The following is a 20,259-nucleotide window of genomic DNA, read 5'->3' on the forward strand; positions in this document are numbered from 1 at the left end:
ACACGTGCTTTAAGCACTCCGGGCATTCAGCTTGCCACTCACCGCTCTCACCCTCAGTCTAATTCCTGCGCAAGACACAAGCGGGCTTGCTCGCGAAAGCGGTGTGTCAGCCAACACTCATGTTGAATGTGATGGCCTCTTCGCGAGCAAGTCGAATCGTCGCACCGCCGCTCCCACATTGATTCGGTTTCGACAGTGGTAATGAGTTGTCAGTTATTTACCACCACTGCCCGCAACGCTTTCGCCGCCACGGGTCAGGTAATAGGCGCCGAGGATCGGCAGCATGGTCACCATCATCACCAGCATCGCGACGACGTTGGTCACCGGCACGTCCCGTGGGCGGCTGAGCTGGTTGAGCAGCCACAGCGGCAGGGTGCGTTCATGGCCGGCGGTGAAGGTGGTGACGATGATTTCGTCGAACGACAGGGCAAACGCCAACATGCCGCCGGCCAGCAATGCCGAGCCGAGGTTCGGCAGGACGATGTAGCGGAAGGTCTGCCAGCCGTCGGCGCCGAGGTCCATCGAAGCCTCGATCAAACTGTGAGAAGTGCGACGCAAGCGGGCGATGACGTTGTTGTAGACGATCACCACACAGAAGGTCGCGTGACCGACGATGATGGTAAACATCCCCGGTTCAATGCCCAGCGTCTTGAAGGTCGCCAGCAACGCGATGCCGGTGATGATCCCCGGCAGGGCAATCGGCAGGATCAGCATCAGGGAAATGCCTTGCTTGCCGAAGAAATCCCGGCGGTACAACGCCGCCGACGCAAGGGTGCCGAGGACCAATGCAATCAACGTCGCGACGGAGGCAATCTGCAGCGACAGCTTGATCGCTTCCAGCACGTCGGGACGGGAGAACGCCACGCCGATCCACTTCAGGGTGAAGCCCTTGGGCGGGAAGCTGAACGCTGCGTCTTCAGTGTTGAAGGCATACATGAAGATGATCAGGATCGGGAAGTGCAGAAACACCAACCCGCCCCAGGCTGCGATGCGCAGGCCCAGAGAAGCCTGATCTTGAGACGAAGCGTCAGAGCGCATCGAAGGCCCCCAGTCGTTTGACGATGGACAGGTAAATGGCGATCAGCACGATCGGCACCAGCGTGAAAGCCGCGGCCATCGGCATGTTGCCGATTGCGCCTTGCTGGGCGTACACCATGCTGCCGACGAAGTAGCCCGGTGGCCCCACCAGTTGCGGCACGATGAAGTCGCCCAGGGTCAGCGAAAAGGTGAAGATCGAACCGGCCGCGATGCCTGGAATCGACAGCGGCAGAATCACTTGCATGAAGGTCTGACGCGGCTTGGCGCCAAGGTCAGCAGACGCTTGCAGCAAGGACGGCGGCAGACGTTCCAGCGAGGCCTGGATCGGCAAGATCATGAACGGCAGCCAGATGTAGACGAACACCATGAAACGGCCCAGGTGCGAGGTCGACAACGTGCTGCCGCCCACCCCCGGAATGCCCAGCACGAACTGCAACACGGGCTCAAGACCCAGGTGCTGAACGAACCACTGCGCGACGCCGCCCTTGGCCAGCAGCAACGTCCAGGCATACGCCTTGACGATGTAACTGGCCCACATCGGCATCATCACCGCGATGTAGAAAAACGCCTTGGTCTTGCCGGTGGTGTAGCGCGCCATGTAGTAGGCGATCGGGAACGCGACGATGGCGCTGGCGATCGAGACGACGACGGCCATGCTCAAGGTGCGCAGGATGATGTCGAAGTTCGACGGTTGGAACAGGGCAGCGAAGTTCGCCAGGGTCAGGTCGGGCGTGACCGCCATGGTGAAGTCATCGAAGGTGTAGAAACCTTGCCACAGCAGAACCAGCAGCGAACCGAGGTAGATCGCGCCGAACCACAGCAGCGGTGGGACCAGCAGCATCGACAGGTACAGGTTTGGCCGGCGATACAGCAGGTTGGAAAACCTGCGCAACGCCGAGCCGCCGGCCGGGGTTTGAGGGAGAGCCACGCTGTTCATCTCACACCCCGCCGACAACGGTGTCGTGCAGCGGGATCATCGCTTCCCGTGCCCAGCGCGCGCTAATGCGTTGGCCGGTCTGATGTTGCGCGCTGACGTCCAGCCACTGGACGTTGGCCTGGCTGATGTTCAGGGTCTGGCCGTTTTCCAGTTTCAGTTCATAACGCGTGGCGCTGCCCTGGTACTGAATGTCATGGAGCAAACCGCTGACTTCGATTTCATGGCTGGCCAGCGGACCTTCGGCGAAACGCACGTGTTCCGGGCGAATCGAAAACGGCTGTGGATTGCCGCTCAATTGTTTCGCCAGATCGCCGCGAATCACGTTGGAGGTGCCAACGAATTCCGCCACAAACGTTGTAGCCGGTTTCATGTAGAGGTTGCGCGGGGTGTCGACCTGCTCGATGCGCCCCTTGTTGAACACGGCCACACGATCCGACATCGACAGCGCTTCGGTCTGGTCATGAGTGACGAAGATGAAAGTGATGCCGAGCTGGCGTTGCAGCTTCTTCAGTTCACCCTGCATTTGCTCGCGCAGCTTCAAGTCGAGCGCGCCCAACGGTTCGTCGAGCAGCAGCACTCGCGGACGATTGACCAGGGCGCGGGCCAGGGCCACACGCTGGCGCTGACCGCCGGAAAGCTGCACCGGTTTACGCTCGCCATAACCGCCGAGGGCGACCATGTCGAGGGCTTCTTCGGCGCGTTTCTGGCGTTCGGTTTTGCCGACGCCTTTAACTTTCAAACCGTAGGCGACGTTGTCGAGTACGTTCATGTGCGGGAACAGCGCGTAATCCTGGAACACAGTGTTCACGTCACGCTGATAAGGCGGCAGCCCGGCGGCTTCTTCGCCGTGAATACGGATAGAGCCTGTACTCGGTTGTTCGAAACCGGCGATCAGGCGCAGACAGGTGGTTTTGCCCGAACCGGAAGGGCCCAGCATGGAAAAGAACTCGCCGTCCTGGATATCGATGGAAACCCGGTCAACGGCCTTCACTTCGCCGAACTGACGGGAAACGTTGGTGAACTGGACTGCAAGCGTCATGGTGCGGTGCTCCGAAAAACAGAATCTTAAAAGCTTCGCGAGCAGGTCGGATCGCCGCACCGTCGCTCCCACATTGGAATGCGATTACATGTGGGAGCGAGCCTGCTCGCGAAGGGGCCTTAACGGCCGCCCATGATCGCGATGTAGTCCTGGGTCCAGCGGCTGTACGGCACGAATTTGCCGCCCTCAGCCTGCGGGGTTTTCCAGAAGGCGATCTTCTCGAACTGGTCGAAGCCGTTGGTTTTGCAGCCCTCGGCACCGAGCAATTCGCTTTCCTTGCACCCCGCCGGAACCGCCGGCAGCGAACCGAACCATGCCGCCAGGTCACCCTGGACTTTCGGTTGCAGCGACCAGTCCATCCACTTGTAGGCGCAGTTCGGGTGCTTGGCTTCGGCGTGCAGCATGGTGGTGTCGGCCCAACCCGTTGCACCTTCTTTTGGAATGACCGAGGCAACCGGCTGCTTGTCCGCCACCAGGCCGTTGACCATGTAACCCCAAGTACTGGACGCCGCCACGCCTTCGTTTTTGACGTCACTCATCTGGACCGTTGCGTCATGCCAGTAGCGGTGGATCAAGGGCTGTTGCTTGCGAAGCAGGTCCAGCGCCGCTTTGTATTGTGCTTCGTTGAGCTGGTATGGGTCTTTGATGCCCAGTTCCGGCTGTTTCGATTTGAGATAAAGCGCCGCATCGGCGATGTAGATCGGGCCGTCGTAGGCCTGGACCCGACCCTTGTTGGACTTGCCGTCCGGCAGGGTTTGCTCTTCGAACACCACACTCCAGCTGTCCGGCGCTGTTTTGAAGATATTGGTGTTGTACATCAATACGTTCGGGCCCCATTGGTACGGGGTGCCGTAGGTTTGCTGATTGACGACGTACCAAGGGCCGTCCTTGAGGCGAGGGTCAATGTTCTTCCAGTTCGGGATCAACGCCGTGTTGATCGGCTGCACACGCTTGCCGGCGATCAACCGCAGGGAGGCATCGCCAGACGCAGTCACCAGGTCGTAACCACCCTTGGCCATCAGGCTGACCATTTCATCGGAAGTGGCGGCGGTTTTCACATTGACCTTGCAGCCGGTTTCCTTTTCGAAGCCGGTGACCCAGTCGTAGGCCTTGTCGCTTTCGCCACGTTCGATGTAGCCGGGCCAGGCCACGATATCCAGCTGACCTTCGCCGGCGCCGACGGCTTTCAGCGGTTCGGCGGCCTGGATACTGGCACTGGCCAACAGCGCCGTGGTGATTGCACTGAGCAGTGCGGTCTTGTGCACGAACATGGGGTTTCCCTCTTCTTTAATTATGGTCGGGGCAGTTTTGAACGTGGTGAAGCCGATGCCTTTACGGCTAATTGTTAGCGTAGTGCGCTTTTACAAATGCTGGCCGTGGCGGGCCATGATGTGCCGCACCACGCTGTAGTCCTGAAGCGAATCGCTGGATAAGTCCTTGCCATAGCCCGAACGCTTCAGGCCGCCGTGGGGCATTTCGCTGACCAGCATGAAATGGCTGTTGATCCAGGTGCAGCCGTACTGCAAGCGCGCCGCGACTTGCATCGCCTTGTCCAGGTTCTGGGTCCAGACCGAGGAGGCGAGGCCGTATTCCGAGTCGTTGGCCCAGTCCACGGCTTGTTCGAGCTGATCGAAACGGGTCACGGTGACCACCGGCCCGAATACTTCGCGCTGGACGATTTCATCGCTCTGCTTGCAACCGGCCAGTAGCGTGGGCTGGTAATAGAAGCCGGCACCGGAATGCACCGCCGCGCCGGTCACTCGTTCGATATGCGGCTGGCCGAGGGCACGCTCGACGAAACTGGCTACCCGGTCGCGCTGGCGGGTGCTGATCAACGGGCCGATCTCGTTGTCGGCGTCGCGTTTGCCGGCGAAGCGCAGGCTGCTGACCGCTGCGCCGAGTTCAGCCACCAAGCGATCATGAATCCCGGCCTGTGCATAAATTCGGCAGGCCGCGGTGCAATCCTGGCCGGCGTTGTAATAGCCGTAAGTGCGCACGCCTTCGACCACGGCTTGAATGTCCGCATCGTTGCAAACGATCACCGGCGCTTTGCCGCCGAGTTCGAGGTGAGTGCGCTTCAGGGTTTTTGCAGCGGCCTGAAGGATTTTTTGCCCGGTGACGATATCGCCGGTCAACGACACCATGCGCACTTTAGGATGACTGACCAAGTGGCTGCCGACGCCTTCACCGCCACCGCAAATGATGTTGATCACACCGCGCGGCAGGATCTCGGCCAGCGCGGGCGCCAGGGCCAGAATCGACAGCGGCGTGTGTTCGGACGGTTTGAACACCAGCGTGTTGCCAGCGGCCAGGGCCGGGGCGATTTTCCACGCGGCCATCATGATCGGGTAGTTCCACGGCGCAATCGATGCCACCACACCAATCGGATCGCGGCGGACCATGCTGGTGTAACCCGGCAGGTATTCGCCGCTGAGCTGACCCGTCTGACAACGCACGGCGCCAGCAAAGAAGCGGAACACATCGACCGTGGCGCTCAAGTCATCCTGACGAGCCAGGTGCAACGGCTTGCCACAGTTCAAGGATTCGAGGCGGGCGAGGAGGTCGGCTTGTTTTTCGATGGCGTTGGCGATGTCCAGCAACAGGTTCGAGCGTTGTTGCGGCGTGGTCCGCGACCAACCGGCAAAGGCGCGGTGAGCGGCGAGGATCGCGGCTTCAACCTGCTCGGTGCTCGCTTCGGCGATGTGCGTCAGCACTTCCCCGGTGGCCGGGTTGAGGATCGGTTCGACAAAGCCCTGGCCCGCGACCAATTCGCCATCGATCAATAACGCGGTGAACAACGGGGTCTGCGCGCCAGCCATTTTTCGGGTTCTCTTTTCTTGTGTGGCCATGCTGCTCCCTGTGACTGGGGCGCGGCCGTCTTATAGATGTACCAAGACTAGGCGCCGCACCCGAGGTCGACAAATACTAAATACTGAAGGTGGCGTTCGATTAAATAGATGGCTTGCGCCCGCCGTGGGGTTGTTCGCGGGCGACGGTCAGGAACGGGTCCACCAGCGCTGGGCGTGCGGTGCCACGACGCCAGGCCAGACCGACGTCGAGGGTCTGGCTCAAGTCCGCTATCGGGCGCGCTTCGATGATGTCGCCCTCCAGTGACCACGGGCGGTAGGTCATGTCGGGCTGGATCGACACGCCCAAACCCGCTGCCACCAGGCTTCGCACCGCTTCTGTCGACGCCGTTCTTAAGGTGATCCGCGGTTGTAGGGAGGCCGCCGTCCACATGCGTTGCGCATTGCGGTCCATTTCATCGACGTTCAGCTGAATCAGCGGCTCACGGGCCACGTCGGCGAGGTTGATGCTGTCGTGTTCCAGCAGCGGATGCTGGGCTGGTAGCCATAACCGATGGGGCGAGTGGGTCAGCACTTCGGTCTGCAAGGCGTGGCGGTCCTCGAGGTTGGAGAGGATCAACACGCCGACATCGATCTCACCGCTGACCAGCAAATGCTCGATGTAAGGGCGCTCGTCCTCCATCACGCGGATCTCGACGTTGGGGTAGGCGCGCTGGAAACGGGTGAGTAGATCCGCAAGGTAGTAACCGGCCACCAGGCTGGTCACGCCGATGATCAACTGCCCGGCGACTTGATCGGTGCTCTGTTGCAGGCTGCGTTTGGCGTTGTCCACCGTCGCCAGAATCAGGTGCGCCTGACGTAGAAATTGGTGGCCCTGGTGGGTCAGCGTCATGCCCTTGGCGTGACGGTTGAACAGGCCGACGCCGATTTCCTGCTCCAGTTGCTGGATGGCCAGGGTCAAGGTGGATTGAGAAATGAACGCGGTTTGCGCGGCGGCGGAGATTGAACCGGTCTCGGCCACGGCGATGAAATGACGAATCTGACGCAAGGTCATCATGGAGAAAGTACCCGGTGGGCGGTTTTTATAGATTCACTGGAGTGTATATCTATTTTTCTGAGGTGCTGCGGACGGCTGAGCGGCACTGCGCAACATCTAGAAGCACTCTCGCCCCGGATGCCGGGCACTTTCGATCTAGGCTAATGGCCTTATTGATCCGGTTAACCCCTTTTTTGGAGGCGGAAAATGAACACGCGTGGATTGCTCGATCAGCTACTCAAGTCCGGTCAGGACATGTTGCAGAACAAGGCCGGCGGCTCACAAAACAAGAGCTCCGGCGGTGGCCTGGGCGGATTGCTCGGCGGCAGCGGCGGTTCGGGCGGCCTCGGCAGTTTGCTCTCGGGCGCAGGCGGCGGGGCGTTGGCGGCCGGTGCCATGGGTTTGCTGCTGGGCAGCAAGAAAGGGCGCAGTGTTGGCGGCAAGGTCCTGACTTATGGCGGCCTGGCTGCGTTGGGCGTGATTGCCTACAAGGCGTATGGCAACTGGCAGGCTCAGCAAGGCATCGCACCCAAAACCGAACCACAAACCCTTGATCGTTTGCCAGCAGAGCAAGTCGAGCTGCACAGCCAGGCGATTCTCAAAGCGCTAGTGGCCGCCGCCAAAGCTGATGGTCATGTCGATGAGCGTGAGCGTGCGCTGATCGAAGGCGAGTTCACCAAGCTCGATAACGATCAAGAGTTGCAGCACTGGTTGCACGCCGAACTGAACAAACCGCTGGACCCGGCCGACGTCGCCCGCGCTGCGAGCACACCGGAAATGGCCGCTGAGATGTACATCGCCAGTGTGATGCTGGTGGATGAGGAGAGCTTCATGGAGAAGTCCTATCTCGATGAACTGGCGCGGCAACTGAAGCTTGAGCCGGGGTTGAAGGCTGAGTTGGAGAAGCAGGTGCGTCAGGCTTCTATTTAAGCGTTGTCTTAAAAAATCGCAGGTTTCGCCAATGCCTACATCGACCGTAGGCACTGGCGGAGCCTGCGATTTTTTGCATCACAACAGTGCGCTCCGAAACGACTCAAGCCCCTCGCCGCACAGGTATTTCAGCGATTTTCACAGGGATGAGACGTGGTGCGCACCCGTCTTACAAATGAAACACCGCCCTCAGCTATACTCCGCAACATTTCAACTGCACCCCGAGGACTGACTGTGAAGAACTGGACGTTGCGCCAACGCATTTTGGCGAGCTTTGCGGTGATTATCGCCATCATGTTGCTGATGGTCGTCGTCTCGTATTCCCGGCTGTTGAAGATCGAGGTCAGCGAAGACAGCGTACGTGACGACGCGCTTCCCGGGGTCTATTACAGTTCGATGATTCGTGGCGCTTGGGTCGACAGCTTCCTCCACATCGAGGAGATGCTGGGTTTGAAGGAAGAGCAGGGTATCAGTGCCGAAGATGTCGCCGACCTCAAGAACTATGAAGCGCAAGTGCAGGAAGCGATCAACAACTATCGCGGCACTGTGACTACCGAAGAAGACAGAGCTGAGTTCGCGGTTTTCCAAAAAATCCATCAGGATTACGGCAAGATGCTGGCCGCGGTGTTCGACTTGCATCAGCGCAATCAGCGAGCCGACGCCATCAAGTTGTTCAACGAACAGCTGACCCCGACGTGGGCCGCGGGGCGTCTGAAACTAAATGACATTCTTGAGCACAACAAAGCCAGGGCAGATCAGGCCATGGCGGACATCCATGACGCCGTGCTCACCGCTGAAGTCATCATGGGCATTTCCCTGCTGGTGGCGGTTTTGGCCGCTGGTCTCTGCGGCCTGTTGCTGATGCGCGCGATCATGGCGCCCATGAACCGTATCGTGCAGATCCTCGAAATCATGCGCACGGGTGATTTGAGCGGCCGCTTGAACCTGGCGCGCAAGGACGAATTCGGCGCCGTGGAAACCGGCTTCAACGACATGATGGCCGAACTCACCTCGCTGGTGTCCCAGGCCCAACGCTCCTCAGTGCAGGTCACCACCTCGGTGACCGAGATCGCTGCCACCTCCAAGCAACAGCAAGCGACCGCCACTGAAACCGCCGCCACCACCACCGAAATCGGCGCGACGTCCCGTGAGATTGCCGCCACTTCTCGGGATCTGGTGCGCACGATGACCGAAGTCTCCACCGCCGCCGATCAGGCCTCGGTGCTTGCCGGTTCCGGGCAGCAAGGCCTGGCGCGGATGGAAGAGACCATGCACTCGGTGATGGGCGCGGCTGATCTGGTCAACGCCAAGTTGGCGATCCTCAATGAGAAGGCCGGCAACATCAACCAGGTGGTGGTGACCATCGTCAAGGTCGCCGATCAGACCAATCTCCTGTCGCTCAACGCGGCGATTGAGGCCGAAAAGGCGGGTGAATACGGCCGCGGTTTTGCCGTGGTCGCCACCGAAGTGCGGCGTTTGGCGGACCAGACCGCCGTCGCCACGTACGACATCGAGCAGATGGTGCGCGAGATCCAGTCGGCGGTGTCGGCCGGGGTCATGGGCATGGACAAGTTCTCCGAAGAGGTGCGCCGCGGCATGTCCGAAGTGCAGCAGGTCGGCGAGCAGTTGTCGCAGATCATTCATCAGGTTCAGGCGCTGGCGCCACGGGTGTTGATGGTCAACGAAGGCATGCAGGCCCAGGCCACGGGCGCCGAACAGATCAACCATGCGTTGGTGCAGTTGGGCGATGCCAGCAGCCAGACCGTCGAGTCCCTGCGTCAGGCCAGTTTCGCCATCGATGAACTGAGCCAGGTGGCCGTAGGGCTGCGCAGCGGCGTTTCGCGATTCAAAGTCTGATGAGCGAACTCACGGCCAAACGCACCGCCGTGAAGCCGGCGCTGCAATCATTGTTTCTGGTGTTCCGCATCGGCAACGAGCGCTTTGCCTTGCAGGCCGTCGAGGTGGCGGAAGTGCTGCCGCGCCTGCCGTTGAAACCGATTCCCTGCGCGCCGGACTGGGTCGCCGGGGTGTTCGCCTATCGCGGCGCGGTGGTGCCGGTGATCGACCTCAGTGCGCTGACGTTCGGCCAACCGGCTCAGGCCCGCACCAGCACGCGCTTGGTGCTGGTCAATTACCGTCCGGATGAAACCGCTGAGGCGCAATTGCTCGGGCTGATTCTGGAACAGGCCTCCGATACCTTGCGCTGCAACCCGGCGGATTTTCAGCCCTATGGCCTGGACAATCGTCAGGCGCCGTACCTCGGGCCGGTACGTGAAGATGCCCAGGGTTTGCTGCAATGGGTGCGGGTCGCCGACTTGCTCGACGATCAGGTTCGCGCGTTGCTGTTTCCGTCGCAGCCGTTGGACCTGGCGCTGCTTGAGGAGCGGCCATGAGCAGCGATCAGCGGTTTTTCGATTTCCTCAAAGAGCGCATCGGTCTTGACGTGACCTCGGTGGGACCTGCGATCATCGAGCGTGCGGTGCGTCAACGCAGCACGGCGTCCAAAGCGCTGACCGCCGATGAGTACTGGCACACCTTGCAGGGTTCGCAGGACGAGCAGCAGGCGCTGATCGAAGCGGTGATTGTCCCCGAGACCTGGTTTTTCCGTTACCCGGAATCCTTCGCCACGTTGGCAAAACTGGCCACCAAACGCCTGAGCGACATCAACAATATGCGCGCGCTGCGGATTCTCAGCCTGCCGTGTTCCACCGGTGAAGAACCGTATTCCATCGCCATGGCGTTGCTCGATGCCGGGCTACAGCTGCACCAGTTCAAGGTCGAAGGCATGGACGTCAGCCCGTTGTCGGTGGAAAAAGCCCGGCGCGCGTTGTACGGCAAGAATTCGTTCCGGGGTCAGGACATTGCCTTTCGCGACCGGCATTTCACCGCCGAAGGCGAGGGCTATCGCCTCAGCGGGCGAGTGCTCGAACAAGTGCGTTTGCAGGTCGGCAATCTGCTGGATCCGACGTTGCTGGCCAACGAGCCGCCTTATGATTTTGTGTTCTGCCGCAACCTGCTGATCTATTTCGATCAGCCGACCCAGCAGCAAGTGTTCGAAGTGCTCAAGCGTCTGACCCATGTGGATGGCGTGCTGTTTATCGGCCCGGCCGAGGGCAGTTTGCTCGGCCGTTTTGGCATGCGTTCGATCGGCATCCCGCAGTCCTTTGCGTTCAGTCGTCAAAGTGCACCAGAGCCTGCGCCCATTGCGACGTTCGTGCCGACGCCTCTGCCCGTGCGCCAACCGGTGCGCAGCGTGACACCGCCGCTCGTTCTCAGTCGGCCCTTCGCAACGGTAGCGCCGCTGCCTGTCGTGGCGAAAGTCGCCAACCCGGACACTGCCGCGCTGCTGGCGAATATCGCCGCGCTGGCCAACGAAGGCAAAAGTGCCGAGGCCCGCGCCGCGTGCGATAGCTATTTGCGCAGTCACGAGCCGGTGGCCCAGGTCTTTTACTGGCTGGGCTTGCTCAGCGATGTCGCCGGCAGAGTTCTTGAGGCTCAGGGTTTTTATCGCAAGGCGTTGTACCTCGACCCGCAACATCCCGACGCGTTAATGCACCTGGCGGCGTTGCTGCAATCCTTGGGCGACACGGCAGGAGCCAAACGATTTCAGGACCGCGCCGCCCGCAGCGAGCGCGCCGCTGACAGTGAGCGTAACCGATGAACGCCGCCGACACCTTTAGCCTCACCCATGAAGATGCCCAGGCCATCGACGACTGCTGGAACCGCATCGGTATCCACGGCGACAAGTCCTGCCCGCTACTGAGCGATCACATTCACTGCCGCAATTGCGCGGTGTATTCGGCCGCGGCTACGCGCTTGCTCGACCGCTACGCGTTGCAGCAGGAAGATCGGGGGCAAGTTTCCACGGCGGTCGAGAGCGAGGTGAAAACCCGTTCGCTGCTGATGTTCCGTCTGGGCGAAGAATGGCTGGCCCTGGCCACTCGAAGTCTGGTGGAAGTCGCGCCGCTGCAAGCGATTCACTCGTTGCCGCACCAGCGCTCCCGGGCCTTGCTCGGCGTGGCGAATGTGCGCGGCGCGTTGGTGGCGTGCCTGTCGCTGGTGGAATTGCTCGGGCTCGACGGCGCCAGCAGCGTGGCGTCCGGCGCGCGAGTCATGCCGCGGATGCTGATCATCGCCGCCCACGGCGGGCCGGTGGTGGTACCGGTGGATGAAGTGGACGGGATTCACGCCATCGACGAACGCATCCTCGAGGCTGCGTCCCGCTCTGGCACTCAGGCCAGCGCCAAATACACCCGTGGCGTGTTGCAATTCAAAGGTCGCAGCCTGCGTTGGCTGGATGAAGAACAGCTGCTGTCCGCCGTGACCCGGAGCCTTACATGACCCCCGAGCAAATGCGCGACGCCTCTTTGCTGGAACTGTTCAGTCTGGAAGCCGAGGCCCAGACGCTGGTGCTGAGCGCAGGTCTTTTGGCGCTGGAACGCGACCCGACCCAGGCCGATCACCTTGAATCGTGCATGCGCGCGGCGCATTCGCTCAAGGGCGCGGCGCGGATTGTCGGCGTCGATGCCGGGGTCAGCGTTGCGCATGTGATGGAAGATTGCCTGGTCTGCGCCCAGGAAGGCCGCCTGTACCTGCGACCCGAGCACATCGATGCCTTGTTGCAAGGCACCGATTTGCTGATGCGTATTGCGACGCCGGACAACAACCCTGAACTGGCGGAGATCGAGGCCTATGTGGTGTTGATGGCGCGGTTGCTTGATCCGATGGCGGCGCCCGCGCCGGTCACTGCGCCTGTCGCCCCAGTGATGGCGGAACTTCAGCTCGAACCACCGACGCCCAAGGTCGAGACGCCAGTTCCGGTCGCCGAACTGCACCCCGCAGAGCCGCCGCGCAAGGCCAAACGCACCACCGAAAACGGCGAGCGGGTGCTGCGGGTCACGGCCGAACGCCTGAACAGCCTGCTTGATCTGTCGAGCAAATCCCTAGTGGAAACCCTGCGGCTCAAACCGCACCTGGCCACCATGCAACGCCTCAAGCGTATGCAGAACAACGGGCTGCGGGCACTGGAAAACCTCAACGTCCACCTCAAGGAACATGCCTTGAGTCTGGAAGCACAGGAAGCCCTCGAAGACGCTCGTCGGCTACTGGCTGAATCTCAGCAGTTGCTGATGGAAAAGAACGCCGAACTGGATGAGTTCGCCTGGCAGGCCAGTCAACGGGCGCAAGTGTTGTACGACACCGCGCTGGCCTGTCGCATGCGGCCGTTTGCCGATGTGTTGACTGGGCAAGAGCGCATGGTTCGCGACCTCGGTCGTAGCCTCGGCAAGCAGGTGCGACTGGAGATCGAGGGCGAGAAAACCCAGGTCGATCGCGACGTGCTGAAGAAGCTTGAAGCGCCGCTGACCCACCTGCTGCGCAATGCCGTGGATCACGGCATCGAATCGCCGGAGCTACGGCTATTGGCGGGCAAACCCGCTGAAGGCCTGATCCGTTTGCGCGCTTCCCATCAGGCCGGTTTGCTGGTGCTGGAGCTGAGCGATGACGGCAATGGCGTCGATCTGGAAAAGGTCCGCCGCAGCATCATCGAGCGCCAATTGTCCCCGGCCGAAACCGCCGCGCAATTGAGTGAAGAAGAGCTGCTGACCTTCCTGTTTCTGCCGGGTTTCAGCCTGCGCGACACAGTCACCGAAGTCTCCGGGCGCGGCGTCGGACTGGATGCGGTCCAGCACATGGTCCGCCAGGTGCGCGGCGCGGTCGTGCTGGAGCAGGTGGCGGGCGAGGGCAGTCGCTTCCATCTCGAAGTGCCGCTGACCCTGTCGGTGGTGCGCAGTCTGGTGGTGGAAGTCGGTGACGAGGCGTATGCCTTTCCGCTGGCCCACATCGAACGGATGTGCGATCTGGAGCCGGCGGACATCGTCCAGGTCGAAGGCCGTCAGCATTTCTGGCACGAAGGCCGGCATGTCGGGCTGGTCGCGGCCAGTCAGTTGTTGCAACGTCCGGTGAGCCAGAACAGTCAGCAAACCCTCAAAGTGGTGGTGATTCGCGAGCGCGAGGCGATTTACGGCGTGGCGGTCGAGCGTTTTATCGGCGAGCGGACGTTGGTCGTTTTGCCGCTGGACGAGCGTCTGGGCAAGGTGCAGGACATTTCCGCCGGGGCCTTGCTCGACGACGGTTCGGTGGTGCTGATCGTCGACGTCGAAGACATGCTGCGGTCGGTGGACAAACTGCTCAATACCGGGCGTCTTGAGCGCATTGCCCGTCAAGGCAGCCAGGCGGTTGAAGCGGCTCGAAAACGGATTCTGGTGGTCGACGATTCGCTGACCGTGCGCGAGCTGCAACGCAAGTTGTTACTCAATCGCGGCTACGACGTGGCGGTGGCGGTGGACGGTATGGATGGCTGGAACGCCTTGCGTTCGGAGGATTTCGATCTTCTGATCACCGACATTGATATGCCGCGTATGGATGGCATTGAACTGGTGTCTTTATTGCGCCGGGACAATCGCCTGCAATCGCTTCCGGTTATGGTGGTGTCTTACAAAGATCGTGAAGAGGACCGTCGTCGTGGATTGGACGCTGGAGCCGATTATTATCTAGCCAAAGCCAGTTTTCATGACGACGCCCTGCTTGACGCGGTGGTTGAGCTCATTGGAGGAGCGCGTGCATGAAAATAGCGATTGTCAACGACATGCCCATGGCGGTGGAGGCTCTGCGCCGCGCCCTGGCATTCGATCCGGCGCACGAGGTGGTCTGGGTCGCCAGTAATGGGGCCGAGGCGGTGCAGCGATGCGCTGAAAATACGCCGGATCTGATCCTGATGGACCTGATCATGCCCGTGATGGATGGCGTGGAGGCGACCCGGCGGATAATGGCCGAGACGCCGTGCGCGATTGTCATCGTTACGGTCGACCGCGAGCAGAACGTGCATCGGGTGTTCGAGGCCATGGGCCACGGAGCGCTGGATGTGGTCGATACGCCGGCCATCGGTGCCGGCAATGCCAAAGAGGCAGCGGCCCCGTTACTGCGCAAGATCATGAACATCGGTTGGCTGATCGGTGACCGGGGCAATCGGGAGCGAGCCGCCCCGAGCCCGCTGCGCAGTTCAGCTTCGCGCCAGCGCCTGATCGCCATTGGCTCATCGGCAGGTGGGCCGGCCGCGCTGGAAGTATTGCTCAAGGGGTTGCCGCGAGATTTTTCGGCCGCCATCGTGCTGGTGCAGCATGTTGACCAGGTGTTCGCCGCCGGCATGGCCGAATGGCTCAGCAGCGCCAGCGGCCTGAACGTGCGCCTGGCCCAGGAAGGCGAGCCTCCGCAGGCCGGGTCGGTGTTGCTGGCGGGCACCAACCACCATATTCGCTTGTTGAAAAACGGCACGCTGGCTTACACCGCCGAACCGGTCAACGAGATCTACCGGCCCTCGATCGATGTGTTCTTCGAGAGCGTGGCCAATTACTGGAACGGCGATGCCGTGGGTGTTTTGCTCACCGGCATGGGACGCGATGGTGCGCAGGGGCTTAAACTCATGCGCCAACAGGGCTACCTGACCATCGCTCAGGATCAGAACAGCAGCGCGGTGTACGGAATGCCGAAGGCGGCAGCGGCCATTGGTGCCGCTGTGGAGATTCGCCCACTGGAAAAGATAGCGCCACGATTGCTGGAGATTTTCCCCAAATGAAGACATTTCACAGCAATCTGGCCCAAGTAGTACTCAGGTGACTGCCTATGAATGATTTACAGCTCGACGACTTCAAAACCGACGAAAACGCCGCCATGGTGTTGTTGGTGGACGATCAGGCAATGATCGGCGAGGCGGTGCGCCGCGGGTTGTCGAACGAAGCCAATATCGACTTCCACTTCTGCGCCGACCCGCACCAGGCCATCGCCCAGGCGATCCGAATCAAACCGACGGTGATCCTTCAGGATCTGGTGATGCCCGGTCTTGACGGCTTGAGCCTGGTGCGCGAGTACCGCAACCATCCGGCGACCAAGGACATCCCGATCATTGTCCTGTCGACCAAGGAAGACCCGCTGATCAAGAGCGCGGCGTTTGCGGCCGGAGCCAATGATTACCTGGTGAAGTTGCCGGACAACATCGAACTGGTGGCACGCATCCGCTATCACTCGCGTTCCTACATGACGTTGCTGCAGCGTGACGCAGCGTATCGCGCGCTGCGGGTCAGCCAGCAGCAGTTGCTCGACACCAACCTGGTGCTGCAGCGCTTGATGAACTCGGACGGCCTGACCGGGCTGTCGAACCGCCGGCATTTCGACGAATACCTGGAGCTTGAGTGGCGCCGTTCGCTGCGTGACCAGAGTCAACTGTCGCTGCTGATGATCGATGTCGACTACTTCAAATCCTACAACGACAGCTTCGGCCACCTTGAAGGCGATGAAGCCCTGCGCAAAGTGGCCACGGCGATTCGTGATGCCGGCGCGCGACCTTCGGACCTGCCGGCCCGTTATGGCGGCGAAGAGTTCGCCCTGGTGCTGCCCAATACTTCGCTGGGCGGCGCGCGACTGGTCGCGGAAAAGCTCCGCCAGACCGTTGCGGCGCTGAAGATCCCGCACATTTTCCCGGCCGAAGGTTCGAGCCTGACCATCAGCATCGGCCTTTCGACCCTAACCCCGCAACAGGGCGGCGATTGCCGCCAATTGATCTCGGCGGCGGACAAGGGGCTGTATCTGGCGAAGAACAATGGGCGTAATCAGGTTGGGATTGAGTAATTCGCTACGAAATACAACTCCCTGTAGCAGCTGCCGAGCTGCGCGAGGCTGCGTTCGGCGGCGTAGCCGTCGCCAAATCAGGCAACGGGTTCTTTCGGGTAAACCGCGTACAGACGATTTGCGAGGACTTCGTCCTCGAACGCAGCCTCGCGCAGCTCGGCAGCTGCTACACGCGTTTCCCCCCCCCGGTCTTCAGCAAAAACCATTCGCCCCTAAAGCCGCCAGGCGGGCTGCCGTGACAGCTTGATTACGTTATACTCGCCGGCTTTCAAAAGTTCGCCAACGAGTGCTGCCCGCCATGGAAATCAACCCGATCCTTAACAGTATCAAGGACCTGTCCGAGCGCTCCGAAACTATTCGGGGGTATCTTTGACTACGATCAAAAGCATGAGCGTCTGACTGAAGTCAATCGCGAGCTTGAAGATCCGTCTGTCTGGAACAACCCGTCGTACGCTCAGGAGCTGGGCCGCGAGCGGTCCCTGCTGGCTCAGATCGTCGAAACCCTCGACGAAATGCACACAGGCCTGGCCGACGCCAAAGACCTGCTGCTGATGTCCGCCGAAGAAGAAGACCAGGCCGCCGTCGATGACGTCGCTGCCGAAGTCGAGCGTCTGCGCGAATCCCTGGAAAAACTCGAATTCCGTCGCATGTTCAGCGGTGAGATGGACGCCAACAACGCCTACCTGGACATCCAGGCCGGCTCCGGCGGCACCGAGGCTCAGGACTGGGCCAACATCCTGCTGCGCATGTACCTGCGCTGGGCCGACAAACGCGGTTTCGACGCGACCATCATGGAACTGTCGGCCGGTGAAGTCGCCGGGATCAAAGGCGCCACAATCCATATCAAGGGTGAATACGCCTTCGGCTGGTTGCGTACCGAAATCGGCGTGCACCGTCTGGTGCGCAAGAGCCCGTACGACTCCGGTAACCGTCGCCACACCTCGTTCTCGGCCGTGTTCGTGTCGCCGGAAATCGATGACAACATCGAAATCGACATCAACCCGTCGGACCTGCGCATCGATACCTACCGCTCCTCCGGTGCCGGTGGTCAGCACGTAAACACCACCGACTCGGCCGTGCGTATTACGCACGTACCGACCAACACCGTGGTCAGCTGCCAGAACGAACGCTCCCAGCACGCGAACAAAGACACTGCGATGAAAATGTTGCGGGCGCGCTTGTACGAGCAGGAAGTGCAGAAACGCAACGCCGCCTCCCAGGCCCTGGAAGACACCAAGTCGGACATCGGCTGGGGTCACCAGATTCGCTCTTACGTGCTCGATGCGTCGCGGATCAAGGATTTGCGCACTAACATCGAACGCAGTGACTGCGACAAGGTGCTCGACGGCGACATCGACGAATACCTGGTGGCCAGCCTGAAGCAAGGCCTGTAAACCGCCAGTCAAGACCTTAAGTCCCCTGCCACCCGCGGGGGCAACGAACCTGTGATGGAATTTTTAAAGACATGAGCGACCTAGAACTCGACCCGCAAGCCCTGCAACAGGAAGAAAACTCCCTGATCGCCCTGCGCAAGGAAAAGCTGGCTGCCGAGCGCGCCAAGGGCAATGCCTTCCCGAACGACTTCCGCCGCGACAACTACTGCGAAGACCTGCAGAAACAGTACGCGGACAAGACCAAGGAAGAGCTGGCAGAAGCTGCAATCCCGGTCAAGGTTGCCGGTCGTCTCATGCTCAACCGTGGCTCGTTCATGGTGATCCAGGACATGTCCGGGCGCATCCAGGTTTACGTCAACCGTAAAACCCTGTCCGAAGAAACCCTGGCCGCGGTGAAAACATGGGACCTGGGCGACATCATCGCCGCCGAAGGTACCCTGGCGCGTTCCGGCAAGGGCGACCTGTACGTCGAAATGACCAGCGTGCGCCTGCTGACCAAATCCCTGCGCCCGCTGCCGGACAAGCACCACGGCCTGACCGACACCGAATCCCGTTATCGTCAGCGTTACGTTGACCTGATCGTCAACGAAGACGTGCGCCAGACTTTCCGCGTTCGTTCGCAAGTCATCGCGCACATCCGCAGCTTCCTGATGAAGCGAGACTTCCTGGAAGTCGAAACACCGATGCTGCAAACCATTCCAGGCGGTGCAGCGGCCAAGCCGTTCGAAACACACCACAACGCCCTGGACATGGACATGTACCTGCGCATCGCGCCGGAGCTGTACCTCAAGCGTCTGGTGGTCGGTGGTTTTGAAAAAGTGTTCGAGATCAACCGCAACTTCCGTAACGAAGGCGTTTCGACTCGTCACAACCCTGAATTCACCATGTTGGAGTTCTACCAGGCTTACGCCGACTACGAAGACAACATGGACCTGACCGAAGAGCTGTTCCGCGAGCTGGCGCAGCTGGTTCTGGGCAGCACCGACGTGCCTTACGGCGACAAAGTGTTCCACTTCGGCGAACCATTCGTGCGTCTGTCGGTGTTCGACTCGATCCTCAAGTACAACCCTGAGCTGACCGCTGACGACCTGACCGACATCGACAAGGCCCGCGCCATCGCCAAGAAGGCCGGCGCCAAGGTGCTGGGCTTCGAAGGTCTGGGCAAATTGCAGGTGATGATTTTCGAAGAGCTGGTCGAGCACAAGCTGGAGCAGCCGCACTTCATCACTCAATACCCGTTCGAAGTGTCGCCGCTGGCCCGTCGTAACGACGACAACCCGAACGTCACCGACCGTTTCGAACTGTTCATCGGTGGCCGCGAAATCGCCAACGCCTACTCCGAGTTGAACGACGCGGAAGACCAGGCCGAGCGCTTCATGGCGCAGGTGGCTGACAAGGACGCCGGCGACGACGAAGCCATGCATTACGACGCCGACTTCGTTCGCGCGCTGGAGTACGGCATGCCGCCAACGGCCGGTGAAGGTATCGGCATCGACCGTCTGGTGATGCTGTTGACCAACTCCCCGTCGATCCGCGACGTGATCCTGTTCCCGCACATGCGGCCACAAGCGTAAGTGTTTCAATAAAAAAGCCGCCTAAAACAGGCGGCTTTTTATTGCCTGTCTGGTACAAACGTATCAATTGGTTACTTTTGAAGTAAGAGAGGAATACCTGTCGTGAACCGTGCAATTGCTCAAGAGGGTGCAGCGGACGTCGCCACTGCGGTCGCTGAAAGTGTTCAGTACCAGGGTCGCAAGGCCAGCCGACAGGGCAGTGAGCAGCGTCGACAGGACATTCTCGATGCGGCGATGCGCATTGTCGTGCGCGATGGCGTGCGGGCCGTGCGTCACCGCGCGGTGGCTGCCGAGGCCGGTGTGCCGCTGTCGGCCACCACTTACTATTTCAAGGACATCGATGACCTGCTCACCGATACCTTTGCCCAATACGTGGAACGCAGCGCGGCGTTCATGGCCAAGCTGTGGGCCAGCAACGAAGGCTTGCTGCGCGAGATGGTTGCTTATGGCGATGGCAGCCCCGAGTCGCGTTCCCAGCTGGCTGACGATATCGCGCGGCTGACCGCCGATTACGTGCAGCGCCAATTGCACAACCGTCGCGAACACTTGATGGCCGAGCAGGCGTTCCGTCAGGAGGCGCTGTTGAACCCGCGTCTGGCGGAGTTGGTGCGCTCGCATCAGCAAATTCTTCTGCAAGGCACCTGCCATTTTTTCGAGGTATTGGGTTCCCGCGAGCCACAACAGGATGCCAAAGTGTTGACGGCGATTATCGGACGGATGGAATATCAGGGCCTGCTCAACGACGGCGAGCCTGTCGCCGAAGCCGAAATGCTCGGCATCCTCACGCGGTATATGCACCTGGTATTGGCGTCGGTGTAACCC

At 60.7% G+C, this 20,259-nt stretch carries 17 protein-coding genes; 11 read left to right on the forward strand and 6 right to left on the reverse strand.

Annotated elements, in window-relative coordinates:
* Window positions 1-213: 213 nt before the first annotated feature.
* From QFX16_RS05690 to QFX16_RS05715, 6 genes are all read right to left on the reverse strand, one after another.
* Window positions 214-1,038 carry an ABC transporter permease gene (locus QFX16_RS05690; protein ID WP_283183158.1) on the reverse strand — a complete coding sequence of 275 codons (825 nt, stop codon included), beginning with the start codon at window positions 1,036-1,038 and terminating at the stop codon, window positions 214-216.
* On the reverse strand, window positions 1,028-1,975 hold the full coding sequence (locus QFX16_RS05695; RefSeq protein ID WP_283183159.1) for an ABC transporter permease: 948 nt from the start codon (window positions 1,973-1,975) through the stop codon (window positions 1,028-1,030). Before QFX16_RS05695 ends, QFX16_RS05690 begins: the two co-directional genes overlap by 11 nt.
* 1 nt (window position 1,976) lies before the next feature.
* Entirely contained in the window at window positions 1,977-3,014 is a 1,038-nt protein-coding gene (locus tag QFX16_RS05700) for an ABC transporter ATP-binding protein (protein ID WP_283183160.1), read from the reverse strand.
* Between the two features lie 119 nt (window positions 3,015-3,133).
* On the reverse strand, window positions 3,134-4,285 hold the full coding sequence (gene ydcS, locus QFX16_RS05705; RefSeq protein ID WP_283183161.1) for a putative ABC transporter substrate-binding protein YdcS: 1,152 nt from the start codon (window positions 4,283-4,285) through the stop codon (window positions 3,134-3,136).
* Window positions 4,286-4,375: 90 nt separating this feature from the next.
* Entirely contained in the window at window positions 4,376-5,833 is a 1,458-nt protein-coding gene (locus QFX16_RS05710) for a gamma-aminobutyraldehyde dehydrogenase (protein WP_150655387.1), read from the reverse strand.
* 130 nt (window positions 5,834-5,963) lie between these two features.
* On the reverse strand, window positions 5,964-6,878 hold the full coding sequence (locus QFX16_RS05715; RefSeq protein ID WP_008151654.1) for a LysR family transcriptional regulator: 915 nt from the start codon (window positions 6,876-6,878) through the stop codon (window positions 5,964-5,966).
* Window positions 6,879-7,064: 186 nt separating this feature from the next.
* On the opposite strand from QFX16_RS05715, the gene QFX16_RS05720 reads away from it, so the two are divergent.
* The 11 genes from QFX16_RS05720 to QFX16_RS05770 all read left to right on the forward strand — a co-directional run bounded on the left by QFX16_RS05720 (window position 7,065) and on the right by QFX16_RS05770 (window position 20,256).
* Complete coding sequence (locus QFX16_RS05720) at window positions 7,065-7,787, forward strand: tellurite resistance TerB family protein (protein WP_283183162.1); 723 nt, start codon at window positions 7,065-7,067, stop codon at window positions 7,785-7,787.
* A 234-nt stretch (window positions 7,788-8,021) separates the two neighbouring features.
* Window positions 8,022-9,644, forward strand: a complete 1,623-nt coding sequence (locus QFX16_RS05725; protein WP_283183163.1) for a methyl-accepting chemotaxis protein — start codon at window positions 8,022-8,024, stop codon at window positions 9,642-9,644.
* Complete coding sequence (locus tag QFX16_RS05730) at window positions 9,644-10,180, forward strand: chemotaxis protein CheW (RefSeq protein ID WP_283183164.1); 537 nt, start codon at window positions 9,644-9,646, stop codon at window positions 10,178-10,180. Before QFX16_RS05725 ends, QFX16_RS05730 begins: the two co-directional genes overlap by 1 nt.
* Window positions 10,177-11,448 carry a CheR family methyltransferase gene (locus QFX16_RS05735; RefSeq protein WP_283183165.1) on the forward strand — a complete coding sequence of 424 codons (1,272 nt, stop codon included), beginning with the start codon at window positions 10,177-10,179 and terminating at the stop codon, window positions 11,446-11,448. Before QFX16_RS05730 ends, QFX16_RS05735 begins: the two co-directional genes overlap by 4 nt.
* Entirely contained in the window at window positions 11,445-12,128 is a 684-nt protein-coding gene (locus tag QFX16_RS05740; RefSeq protein WP_046048170.1) for a chemotaxis protein CheW, read from the forward strand. Before QFX16_RS05735 ends, QFX16_RS05740 begins: the two co-directional genes overlap by 4 nt.
* Complete coding sequence (locus tag QFX16_RS05745) at window positions 12,125-14,413, forward strand: hybrid sensor histidine kinase/response regulator (protein ID WP_283183166.1); 2,289 nt, start codon at window positions 12,125-12,127, stop codon at window positions 14,411-14,413. The genes QFX16_RS05740 and QFX16_RS05745 overlap by 4 nt, the downstream gene beginning before the upstream one ends.
* Window positions 14,410-15,420 carry a chemotaxis response regulator protein-glutamate methylesterase gene (locus QFX16_RS05750; RefSeq protein ID WP_283183167.1) on the forward strand — a complete coding sequence of 337 codons (1,011 nt, stop codon included), beginning with the start codon at window positions 14,410-14,412 and terminating at the stop codon, window positions 15,418-15,420. Before QFX16_RS05745 ends, QFX16_RS05750 begins: the two co-directional genes overlap by 4 nt.
* 47 nt (window positions 15,421-15,467) lie before the next feature.
* Window positions 15,468-16,469 carry a response regulator gene (locus tag QFX16_RS05755; protein ID WP_283183168.1) on the forward strand — a complete coding sequence of 334 codons (1,002 nt, stop codon included), beginning with the start codon at window positions 15,468-15,470 and terminating at the stop codon, window positions 16,467-16,469.
* Between the two features lie 298 nt (window positions 16,470-16,767).
* A protein-coding gene (gene prfB, locus QFX16_RS05760) for a peptide chain release factor 2 (RefSeq protein WP_283183169.1) occupies window positions 16,768-17,863 on the forward strand; the annotation gives its coding sequence in 2 pieces (ribosomal slippage) (window positions 16,768-16,839 and window positions 16,841-17,863; 1,095 coding nt in all).
* Window positions 17,864-17,934: 71 nt separating this feature from the next.
* A complete protein-coding gene (gene lysS / locus QFX16_RS05765; protein WP_283183170.1) occupies window positions 17,935-19,437 on the forward strand; it encodes a lysine--tRNA ligase in 1,503 nt (500 codons plus the stop codon).
* A gap of 102 nt (window positions 19,438-19,539) precedes the next feature.
* Entirely contained in the window at window positions 19,540-20,256 is a 717-nt protein-coding gene (locus QFX16_RS05770) for a TetR/AcrR family transcriptional regulator (protein WP_283183171.1), read from the forward strand.
* Window positions 20,257-20,259 lie beyond the last annotated feature (3 nt).

It is taken from the genome of Pseudomonas svalbardensis, assembly GCF_030053115.1.
Taxonomy (GTDB): domain Bacteria; phylum Pseudomonadota; class Gammaproteobacteria; order Pseudomonadales; family Pseudomonadaceae; genus Aquipseudomonas; species Aquipseudomonas svalbardensis.

Coding starts and splice junctions, on each gene's coding strand:
- QFX16_RS05740 (WP_046048170.1), top strand. CDS start 11,445: ATGAACGCCGCCGACACCTTTAGCCTCACCCATGAAGATGCCCAGGCC.
- QFX16_RS05710 (WP_150655387.1), bottom strand. CDS start 5,833: ATGGCTGGCGCGCAGACCCCGTTGTTCACCGCGTTATTGATCGATGGC.
- QFX16_RS05715 (WP_008151654.1), bottom strand. CDS start 6,878: ATGATGACCTTGCGTCAGATTCGTCATTTCATCGCCGTGGCCGAGACC.
- QFX16_RS05755 (WP_283183168.1), top strand. CDS start 15,468: ATGAATGATTTACAGCTCGACGACTTCAAAACCGACGAAAACGCCGCC.
- QFX16_RS05745 (WP_283183166.1), top strand. CDS start 12,125: ATGACCCCCGAGCAAATGCGCGACGCCTCTTTGCTGGAACTGTTCAGT.
- QFX16_RS05720 (WP_283183162.1), top strand. CDS start 7,065: ATGAACACGCGTGGATTGCTCGATCAGCTACTCAAGTCCGGTCAGGAC.
- QFX16_RS05700 (WP_283183160.1), bottom strand. CDS start 3,014: ATGACGCTTGCAGTCCAGTTCACCAACGTTTCCCGTCAGTTCGGCGAA.
- lysS (WP_283183170.1), top strand. CDS start 17,935: ATGAGCGACCTAGAACTCGACCCGCAAGCCCTGCAACAGGAAGAAAAC.
- QFX16_RS05690 (WP_283183158.1), bottom strand. CDS start 1,038: ATGCGCTCTGACGCTTCGTCTCAAGATCAGGCTTCTCTGGGCCTGCGC.
- ydcS (WP_283183161.1), bottom strand. CDS start 4,285: ATGTTCGTGCACAAGACCGCACTGCTCAGTGCAATCACCACGGCGCTG.
- QFX16_RS05750 (WP_283183167.1), top strand. CDS start 14,410: ATGAAAATAGCGATTGTCAACGACATGCCCATGGCGGTGGAGGCTCTG.
- QFX16_RS05695 (WP_283183159.1), bottom strand. CDS start 1,975: ATGAACAGCGTGGCTCTCCCTCAAACCCCGGCCGGCGGCTCGGCGTTG.
- QFX16_RS05730 (WP_283183164.1), top strand. CDS start 9,644: ATGAGCGAACTCACGGCCAAACGCACCGCCGTGAAGCCGGCGCTGCAA.
- QFX16_RS05735 (WP_283183165.1), top strand. CDS start 10,177: ATGAGCAGCGATCAGCGGTTTTTCGATTTCCTCAAAGAGCGCATCGGT.